The sequence below is a fragment of the Bradyrhizobium sp. genome, from assembly GCF_016462955.1.
Classification (GTDB): domain Bacteria; phylum Pseudomonadota; class Alphaproteobacteria; order Rhizobiales; family Xanthobacteraceae; genus Bradyrhizobium.
On sequence record NZ_JAEMSD010000744.1, the window covers coordinates 1 to 2,512 of the forward strand.

A 2,512-nucleotide genomic window follows, 5' to 3' on the forward strand; every position below is an offset into this window, starting at 1 on the left:
ACAGCTACGTGCCGATCACGCTCGCCGCGATCGACCGCCGGCTCGACCAGATCGCGGCCAACGCCGCCCTCAATGCCGAGATCGCCGCAGTCGAATGGGCGCAGGCCCAAGCCGCGACATCGCTGCGGCTTTCCAGGATCGCGGCCGAGGACACTGTTGAGGGGCTGGCGCGGCGCTCATCGACCGACCTCGGCCGCGGCTTCATCCGCCTGCTGCATCGAAGCGGCCGCGAGGCCGCCGCACGCTGGCTCGGGCAAGAGGCGGACAGCAAGGCGCCCGCACGCGATCAGCAGGCCGTTCGCCGCGAACCTGCGCTAGCCTGATTTCGCCAGCGCCTCCTCCAGGAACCAGGCCGCCGCGAGTGCCAGCGGATCATTGCCGAACCGCGCGATCACCTGCACGCCGATCGGCAGGCCGCCGACCTTCAGCACCGGCACGTTGACGCAAGGATTGCCCATCAGCGTCCAGAGCCGGTTGTAGCGCGGATCGCCCGTGGTCGCGAGCTCCTTGGCGGGCGCCGTGCCCGGTGCCGAATAGGTCAAGAGCACGTCGAAACCTTCGAACAGTTCGCCAAGCTCGCGCCGGCCGCGGCGGCTGATCCGGCGCGCCTCGTCATACTCCTTGGGCGTCAGCCCGGCCGTCGCGTCGAGGCTGGCACGCAACATCGGTGCAATGTCGTCGTGGCGTTCCGAAAATTCCCAGGCCAGCGCGCGATGCGCCTCGAAATCCTGGATGATCGGGTGGATGCGCCAGGCCTCCTGCACCGATGCAGGGAGATCGATGGTCCGCACACTGGCACCTGCCCGCTCGGCGGCCTTGATTGCAGCCTGCAGCCCCTCTTCGGCAGCCGGCTCGACGGCACCGGCGAACTCCTGCCTGACCACGCCGATGCGCGGCGACTTCGCCGGGGTGATGCCGGAGAATTCTGTGCGCCCCGTCATCGCCAGCAAACCGCGCGCGAGATCTTCCGCACGCGCGCCGAACAGGCCAACCGTGTCGAGCGCCCACGAATAGCACTTCACACCCACCGTCGGCAGCATCCGGAACGACGGCTTGATCGCAGCCGTCCCGCAATAGGCCGCGGGCCGGATCACCGAGCCGCCGGTCTGCGTGCCCAGCGCCAGCGGGATCATGCCGGCGCCGACCGCAGCCGCCGAGCCCGCGGACGAGCCGCCGGGCGAATGGCCGAGATTGTGCGGATTGAGCGTCGGCGTCGGATCGCGCGAGGCAAACGCCGTGGTCGTGGTCTTGCCGATGATGGTGGCGCCTGCGCGCTTCAGCATCATCACCACGGGCGCATCGGCGCGCGGCTGCCAGCCGCGATAGATCTCCGAGCCCATCTCGGTCGGCATGTCAGCGGTGTCGATGATGTCCTTGATGCCGACGGCGATGCCGCGCAGCGGGCCCGAGGTTTGCGCTTTCGCGGATTTGTCATGCCGCACGAAGGCGTGAACGTCCTTTTCCCGGGCCTCGATCGCCGTATGCGACTGGGCGATGGCTGCATCGGGCGAAAGCTCCCCCGCTTCGATGCGGCGCTGGAGGTCGGCGAGTGAGATCATGGCAACATCCTTCTTATTGGGATCGCTTTTAGCATTGCGAGAAGGTCGTGCAAGCGCACGTGACTGTTGCGCGACGCCCTCAGGTTGTTCCATGCTGTCCCTGCAAGGAGACACCGTGGACGCCATCAATCCGAGCGTGGAGCTGACCGAGTCCGAGCGGATCGACCGCTTGCGGCTGATCCGTTCCGACAATGTCGGGCCGCGCACCTTCCGTTCGCTGGTCGATCATTTCGGCAGCCCGCGCGCCGCGCTGGAGCGCCTGCCCGATCTCGCCCGTCGCGGCGGCGCGCAGCGATCGGGCCGCATCTACAGTGCCGACGAGGCCAAGGCCGAGCTCGCCGCGAGCCGCAAATTCGGCATCGCCTGGCGCGCGCCCGGCGAGGACGGCTACCCGGCCCGGCTGGCGATGATCGACGATGCGCCGCCGCTGCTGGCCATGCGCGGCGACATCAAAACCTTGATGCGGCCGATGATCGCCATCGTCGGCTCGCGCAACGCCTCCGGCGCCGGCTTGAAGTTCGCAGGTGTGCTCGCGCGCGAGCTCGGCGAAGCCGGCTTCATCGTCATCTCAGGGCTGGCGCGCGGCGTCGACCAGGCCGCGCATCGCGCGAGTGTCGAGAGCGGCACGATTGCCGTGCTCGCCGGCGGACATGACTGCATCTATCCGCCCGAGCATGGCGACCTGCTCGCCGCCATCCTCGATCACGCGGGCGCGGCGATCTCCGAGATGCCGCTCGGCCACGAGCCGCGCGCCCGCGACTTCCCACGCCGCAACCGGTTGATCTCCGGCGCCGCGCTCGGCGTCGTCGTGGTGGAAGCCGCGCATCGCTCGGGCTCGCTGATCACCGCGCGCATGGCGGCCGAACAGGGCCGCGAGGTGTTCGCGGTGCCCGGCTCCCCGCTCGATCCGCGCGCCGCCGGCGCCAACGACCTGATCAAGCAGGGCGCAACCC

At 69.3% G+C, this 2,512-nt stretch carries 2 protein-coding genes and 1 pseudogene; 2 read left to right on the forward strand and 1 reads right to left on the reverse strand.

Annotated elements, in window-relative coordinates; translation table 11 throughout:
- Window positions 1-323, forward strand: a pseudogene (locus JHD07_RS37725) (patatin-like phospholipase family protein); the annotation flags it as partial.
- On the opposite strand, the gene JHD07_RS37730 reads toward JHD07_RS37725, so the two are convergent.
- A complete protein-coding gene (locus JHD07_RS37730) occupies window positions 315-1,559 on the reverse strand; it encodes an amidase (RefSeq protein WP_291631448.1) in 1,245 nt (414 codons plus the stop codon). The pseudogene JHD07_RS37725 and the gene JHD07_RS37730 sit on opposite strands and share 9 nt — an antisense overlap.
- Before the next feature lie 91 nt (window positions 1,560-1,650).
- Here JHD07_RS37730 and dprA point away from each other — a divergent pair.
- The coding region (gene dprA, locus JHD07_RS37735; protein WP_291631450.1) for a DNA-processing protein DprA at window positions 1,651-2,512 on the forward strand (862 nt) is incomplete at its 3' end.

Excerpts from the sequence above, each read along its gene's own strand:
- JHD07_RS37730 (WP_291631448.1), bottom strand. The coding sequence starts at position 1,559 with ATGATCTCACTCGCCGACCTCCAGCGCCGCATCGAAGCGGGGGAGCTT.